Here is a 7,187-nt window from a genome sequence, read left to right on the forward strand (position 1 = left end):
ATATAACTATACGTACAAAAAGCGCCAAGTTATCCAAACTTGGCGCTTGAGCTAGACGCTCACTAACAAAAATGAGTTATGGAGCAAATATCAGTAGCCTGACTCGCTAAAATATCTCCATTTTCATCTTTAATACTGACAAGAATCATCTCCGGTGGAACTGCAAATGTTTTTTTCACTTCAACTGAAAGAACACTATCTATATCGTGCGTACCGTAACCATACTCATCTTTATCTACTAATAAACCATGTCTACCATAGTAGCTGATAACCATAGTTTCATAGAGATGCTTAATCGCATAAGCTCTTACGTTTAAATCACCTCCAAGACCCGATACTTGAGCAGGAAGAACAACTGGGTACTCATCCGGACTCGCTGTATTGCTCACCTCATTGCTCTGCGTCATTGAGGTATCGGCCGCGTTTGCGTGACCTACTGCGCCAAATAGCCCAAGCGCTGCGCACGCCATTAACGCTGATAATTGCATTGGTTTCATGTTTTTCCCTTTTTACTTCTTAAGAGTTTAAATTGATTAAATTAATGATTGAGGGCAACAAGCGGAGAGTGAATATCATTTTCTCAGGCCGCTCACCCCAAGCCGTGAGGCAACATAATACTGTCATTGGTTAAAGCGGGATTCTATACATGGAATAATTCAGAATTATTCTAGAATCAATAGGTTGGGTAGCAAATTATTAGCAACAAACTCCATGTCAACTGAACATAACCTTTACAGAAATAAAAATCGAGAAAGGTAGGAGGTAACATTTAACGGCATCATATGTACGCATAAAGGTTGTTATGAGAGAATCGGCCAATGGGGAGCGTTTTATGACCATATTCAGGCGTATGCGGGAGGTAAACCGTTTGTATCTAAATAGCAGGCAGTCAGAAGTTGCTCAAGCGCATGGGCTTACTGTGGTCGTCGTTTAGCACGCCATCTCAGAAATTTTTTATTTTTTGCTTAGTTCTTAATGCTATAGAGACAAGAGAGAGGAATTGAAGAAGATTGCCAAGGATGTTCATTAGCGATATAGGAACCGGGGCATAGGGGACGCGCAAGGGAGTGTTTAGGAAGAGGGGGGAGGATTGGTTGGATGGTAAGTGAGGTTTTGACCGCCCGGTCGATGATAGCAGGGGAGGTGTCACGGTGTTGTAGTTTTTTATCATGGGTTTCGGTTTAATGTAGTTGATCGGCTCCCGCGATAGGAGAGCCGAGCCGACGCAACAAACAGGTCAGCACGGCCCGTTATACACATAGTTTTTAACTATTCATATGTTATTTTTACCGGCACCGCCCATTCATAGGCCCCCGCGACAGAGGGGGACTTGACCATGTTTGCCTGTATTAAAATTTCGTATGGCGCAATCCCTTCAATCACGTGGGTTCTGCCGTAATTAAACTCAAGTATTGAGCCTTCGGTAGTCTCCAGAGGACTTTGGTTATTAACGCTGATTTCTAAGGAAGCGTTGCTGTCACAAGTCACGCGGATAACGCCTTCCCCTTCGGTCGCCTCCCCAGCCGCTACGGAGCGTAGGGACACATGTCTGGACACATAACTTTCGCAGGCCACGGGGGGTTTGGGAGCGGACCATGGGAAACCGCCGAACATCATACCGTCGGAGTAGGGCCCATTAGGTCTATCCCTGTATGTTATTTCGACACCGCTGATTTCACCGGAGTAGGAACCGTCATATGTAAATGTCACCCAATCGCACTTGTTTATGTGTTCAACAGCTATGTTCATATATGCAATGCGCTTCGGATCTGTCGGGGGCAGGTTTGACACTAAGTCGTTCCCGTAGGGGTTTTCTGGAGTTGTACACTCAGCGAGTAGAAACCCATACGGGTCTGACCACATTACTTTAAGCTGGGTTTGAGAGTATACATAACCAAGTGGAGTGAGTATGTGGGTGTTGAGCTCGTTTAGGTTAGTGGATGTCATAGTCACTTTTGACCAGGGCATGTTGGTATGGTCGATAGCTAGTTCTATGCCAAAGCCTTTGTTTATGTTGAAGAGGGCTAGGGAAAGTATGCAGGTTTTCAGACAACTATTTCTTGTCAGTAGTTTTCTCATTTAAAACATCTTCTCCACCGTACCCGATAATCCTGCACTCACGCTAGGCACTCCTGATGGGAATAGCCTTGGAGGCGAGCCTGCTCATAAAGCCACAGAGATCGAGTACGGTAATGATGCAGGGCGCGCGGCGCAATGCCCAATCTTCCCTGCTCGTTATACCAACCACCCAGCCAATCGAACCCTTTGCTTAGCTTACCTATCTGGGTTTTGTCTGGGTGAAGTGAAAAGCCGCCTTAGGCCAAATGGCCATGTAAGGTGGCAATGGCCCGTCGAAGCCGCCATCGGCTACGGGCTAGAATAATCAAATAAACCATCGCGGACGTCATCGAGCATGTTGCCCGCGGTAGTCGTTAGTCATAATCCAGCGTGAAATTGGCGGTGGCATTGAAGTGCCCCGGCGTCACCCCGGTTTGTGCTGAAGGCAATAGCTGCACATAGGCGGCAAAATCAAGCACATTACCGCCCTCAGCTAAAGTGAAAGCACGGCTCGGCTGGTTAATCGGTAACGCTTGGCCGCCTTGCTCTAGCCCTATCGCAATGCCTTTTGCCTGACTGTCAGCAGAGAGTGCCAATAGCGCTCTCTCTTCACTGGCTACCCCGGAAAACGTGACGCTGACACTGTCTGCGATGGAGGGATCGCACTCATCCAGGTGCAACTGAAACGACCTACTTGGGGTTCTGCCATCGCGCAACAGTTCTTTATTGTTAATATTGCCAAAATCGACAGGAATAATTTCATCCCCCGGACGCAGTGAGCATGGCTGACCCACCACCTCGGCGGTGATGGTCATCATCAGTTCTTGGCTACCCGCCACGGCGTAAAAAGGTAGCCAGAGTGGCAACAATGGCAGAGCGGTGACCCAGCTTTTGCGCCATTTTTTGCCCCGATTGGCAGCCTGCGCCGCCTCATGTGAACTGCACATCATGTTTGCTTCCTCACTTGGCCTCTTTTTCTGCCACGAAATAACAAGTGTTTGCACACTGATAGCTGATGGTTCTGCGTCCGCCAAAGTCATCGACATAAGTAAAGGTTGGGTTGGCGCCGAGTTTGGCAGTCTCCACGTTGAGCTCAGCGCTACTGTTTGGCGCAATCATGACTGCTTCAAATCCTTCAATGCCTTCACTTTTTACACTCGTTGCTGCGGCCACAATCGTCACATAATAAGGGGTGGGATTGTTCAACTGATATTTTCCCGCCACTTGCTGCAGTGTTAATTTCTCCTGCCACGGAGCTTTGTTGCTGCCGGGCTCAATCAAGAGGCTTGCAGGGCGGTAAAAAAACTTAATGCGTGTTTGCAGAGCCAACTGCAGCGTGTTCGGTTTATCACTGCGTGGTGGCACTTCTCGCAGGCTAAAGTAGAACAAGCTCTCTTTATCTTGAGGTAGCTGCGCGACACTAGGGAGTGTCTGGATTTTTACTAAGCTCTCCATGCCAGGTTCCAAACGCTGAACTGGGGGTAACAAGGTAAAAGGCTGATTAACTTTATTACCCTCTTCATCTTCTAACCAAGCTTGTGCTAGGTAAGGCATGGTTTTGTTGTTGTTGCGAATGGTAAGGCTCATCGATTTAGCCTCTCCCGGGTAAATAACCCGTGTTCTATCCAAAGAGACCGCAGCCTGTGACTGGCCCGCCAGCAGGGCCAGTCACAGAGGAAAAGTATAGCGTAATGTATTGTTCATATTGTTTATCTCAATCTAATAATAAACTATCGGTCATTAGTACAGGTGAGTTTAGCCATTGTGTCCAATGCAGGTAACGGTGAAGGTAGCTGTATGTGACAATGTTGCTCTCTCCCCCAACGTGCTTCGACGATATCGCTACTATGTAGGCCAGCCAAGTAGGCCATGCCATCCTCGCCAACCATCCCCAAGACCTGACCTTTCTTATTGAATACTTCAGTGGCAAAAGGTACGGGTTTACCGTCCGATTTAACCAGTTCAAGCATCAACTTACTGCCCGAAAGCATATCGAAATGGCGGTAACCGATAGCCCCTTCTGTTAAGGTCCCCATGGATATCGGGGTGCCGATTGGCTCGGCATTTTCACCTAACTTATTGACATCAATACTGGTACGTTGACGATAGTAGCTAGCAACATCGGCTACCACTGCCTTGCCGTATTTATCGGTATACGTTGGCAGCCCACCGGCATGTACTGGAACATCCTTGGTACCATCCGTGTCGACCATAATACGGCTCCCCCCCATCACACCAACACGATGCACCGCAACGCCTTGCCCTGTCGCGGTAATGCCACCATTCAGTGATACACCTACTGCGGTTGATCCACCTGTTTGATGGCTAATATTGGCCATAACATTGGCTTTATCACCAGTATAAGTATAGAAACCGCTCGCACTTTCACCAGCCGGTGACGTTGAGGCAGTCACTGAATAGCTGTTGCGTTCATCAACTCGATTATAGAAGCTCATGCTATTGGTGGTTTTTCCGCCCATGGTTGAAGCGCTGTAACTAACGTGTTTATTATTTCCAAAAGGTACCGACAGCGTAAAATAAAGCCCATCATCAGTGCGATCATTCTGCTCAAGATGATAAGCGCTCACTGAGGTCCTCAGATTTCGCCAGTCCATCACATCGAAGGAGTGAGAGAGCGAAAGACTAATTCGATCACTATCAGTCTGCGACCAATAGGACTGATGTGTATAGTCTACGTAAGCACCCAGCTTTGCATCTCTAAACTGCTTACTCAATACCACGCTGTACATCTCTTTCGAGCCACCACGGTATGGCTCGCCAATCTTTTTAGCGACCATAAAATCATTCATGGTCATAAAATCCCGCTCAGAGAAACGATATCCCGCAAACGCGACTTGGCTGTCATACTGTTCAAACATTTTCGAATAGTTGACTCGATAAGAGCCGCCACTTTTCGTCCCTTCTGGAAGTTGAGCTCGCGACTCAGTGACATCGAATGAAATAGCACCAAACTTAAGCAGATCTCGGCCGACACCTACGGATAAGGCTGAATAATCATCAGCAAGTAAGCCGCCACCAAGTAGTGACCAACCATTATTAACCCCCCAAGAAAACTCAGCACTGGCAAAGGCAGGTCCGTCTAACTCATGTGTTCTGCTGCTAACTTTGCCACTGTTGAATTTGTAGCGTAATGAGCCGGGGCGAGATAGGTACGGAATAGTGGCGGTGTTAACTTGAAAAGTCTGCACTGAACCATCTTGCTCTTCTACCCGCACATCCAACATACCACTGATAGAGCTGCTCAGATCTTGAATTCTAAAAGGCCCAGATGCGACTTGTGTTTCATAAATAACCCGGCCTTGTTGGCTTATCACTACTTTGGCGTTTGTTTTAGCTATTCCTACCACTTCTGGCGCATAACCACGTAGATTCGGAGGCAGCATTTTATCATCGGTGATCAATGAAGCTCCGGTAAATTGGAAACCGTCAAAAATTGAATTACCGAGATCTTGTTCACCCAACGTCAATTTGGCATGCAGCTCGGGTAAAGCTCGATAGGCATAGACACGACGGACATCGAACTCGCTTTCAGAATCTTCTAGACCATTTTTATTTTCGTTGTGTTGGTAACGACCTTGCCAATCCGCTCGCAATCGCCACACGTCGGCATTAATTCCAGCCACGCCGTAACCAGTTAGGCTCGTTTTGTTGTTATTTTCTGAATGGTCATTACGGAGGTTGATACCGTAATCAAGTAGCGCACCATTCACTCCATTATCCCAACGAGAAGGTGGCTCCCAAGAGTCACTCATATAATTTCGATAAGCTTGAGGCACGGAGATTGTAAGAGTGTCTTTGTTTAATTCACCCTTGATCAGCATACCCTCAAGTACTTCAGGATTATAACAAACTGAACCTTCTTCGATCGACATAAGTGGACTTGCCAATAAACGATCAAGTTCGGCTGTTTTTAAGCCTAATTCATTAGCTAAGTCAGATGTTAAGCAAAGTTGTGATTCGTTCTCGCCCTGCTCATAAAAAAGCACTTTGCGTTCACCAATCAACATATTATTGACGACCATTTGCATGCTGTATTCGCCAGGCACTATGTATCCAGCTTGCTGAAAAACACCAGATTCAATGCTTTCTTTATCTTTAACATCGAGTAGATCAGTATTAAATTCAATATTTGCAGCAAGAGATGATTCCATCCCACCCAGAATGGCGGATGAAACAATCAGAGATAATGTTTTTTTGTTTATATGTTTCAATTACCAACCCCATGCAAACCTTAAAAAAGACGCGCATCCCTGCGCGTATTGTCCTAATAATGCTTAGACTTACTCGTAGCTGATCATAAAGTTTGCAGTGGCAGTAAACTCACCAGGAACTGCTTTTTCGCCTTCTTTAACTGTACCAACAAGCTTGGCACCAAAGTTTAGAATGTTGTCACCTTCAATTAATTCGATACCCTTAGTTTTTGTACCTAGTTCAATTGAAGCGCTGTCATTCATGTTGACTAGAGAAATAGCAGCGCCTTTGCCTGAACCTTGGATAGCAAGAGATTTAGTCATAACACCGTCAGCATTACCTGTGAATGTCATAGTGGCTGCTTTCGCAGTTTCTAGAGAGCAAGACTCAAGATGCACTTCAATAGGGCGTAGTGGTGTCTCACCATTTTTTTCTAATAGAACATTAGAAATCTGACCCATTTGGATGGTCTGATCGATACTTTCTGGAGCAATAGAACATGGCGCATCAACGATAGAGCCCACAAAGTTAATTACACCATGGCCATGGTCAACTGGCGCTTCCGCAGCGAATACAGAGGCAGAAAGCATTGTCATTGTCATTGTCATTGCAGAAGCGATAATTGTTTTTTTCATTTCTTAATCCTAGTTTCGTTTTTTAAGCTATTAAAAGAAGAAGAAGATATTAGATTCTTCTTTTAGTAGACTTAGGTTGGTAGGTTGGTTTCTTATTTTGTTTGGTTTGATTTAATCGGTGGTTGATTTTGATTTGAGTTAAAAACTTAACCAACACCAATCAAATTGACGAAATGAATTATGCACAAAAAAAAACAGGATTATAAACTCCAAAAAAATACTAAAAAATACCATAAAAAACAAAAAGATAGCATGAACGCAATAAATTGGAACATATAAGGT

6 protein-coding genes are annotated in these 7,187 nt (G+C 45.5%); all 6 read right to left on the reverse strand.

Going from position 1 to position 7,187, the window contains the following annotated elements:
* Window positions 1–62: 62 nt before the first annotated feature.
* The 6 genes from B9J87_RS07540 to B9J87_RS07570 all read right to left on the reverse strand — a co-directional run bounded on the left by B9J87_RS07540 (window position 63) and on the right by B9J87_RS07570 (window position 6,905).
* Window positions 63–497, reverse strand: coding sequence for a hypothetical protein (locus B9J87_RS07540; RefSeq protein WP_094150023.1), 435 nt, complete (start codon window positions 495–497; stop codon window positions 63–65).
* Window positions 498–1,269: 772 nt separating this feature from the next.
* Complete coding sequence (locus tag B9J87_RS07545; protein WP_094150025.1) at window positions 1,270–2,079, reverse strand: hypothetical protein; 810 nt, start codon at window positions 2,077–2,079, stop codon at window positions 1,270–1,272.
* A gap of 353 nt (window positions 2,080–2,432) precedes the next feature.
* On the reverse strand, window positions 2,433–3,008 hold the full coding sequence (locus B9J87_RS07555) for a fimbrial protein (RefSeq protein ID WP_141201552.1): 576 nt from the start codon (window positions 3,006–3,008) through the stop codon (window positions 2,433–2,435).
* Window positions 3,009–3,018: 10 nt separating this feature from the next.
* Window positions 3,019–3,726, reverse strand: coding sequence for a fimbria/pilus periplasmic chaperone (locus B9J87_RS07560; RefSeq protein WP_094150027.1), 708 nt, complete (start codon window positions 3,724–3,726; stop codon window positions 3,019–3,021).
* A 62-nt stretch (window positions 3,727–3,788) separates the two neighbouring features.
* On the reverse strand, window positions 3,789–6,290 hold the full coding sequence (locus B9J87_RS07565; protein ID WP_254918109.1) for a fimbria/pilus outer membrane usher protein: 2,502 nt from the start codon (window positions 6,288–6,290) through the stop codon (window positions 3,789–3,791).
* Window positions 6,291–6,359: 69 nt separating this feature from the next.
* The gene (locus B9J87_RS07570) at window positions 6,360–6,905 is read right to left on the reverse strand and encodes a fimbrial protein (RefSeq protein ID WP_094150030.1); all 546 of its coding nucleotides are present in this window, start codon (window positions 6,903–6,905) and stop codon (window positions 6,360–6,362) included.
* Between the last annotated feature and the right edge of the window lie 282 nt (window positions 6,906–7,187).

Origin of the sequence: Vibrio sp. V19_P1S1T109 (assembly GCF_002241375.1) — a bacterium.
Classification (GTDB): Bacteria; Pseudomonadota; Gammaproteobacteria; order Enterobacterales; family Vibrionaceae; genus Vibrio; species Vibrio anguillarum.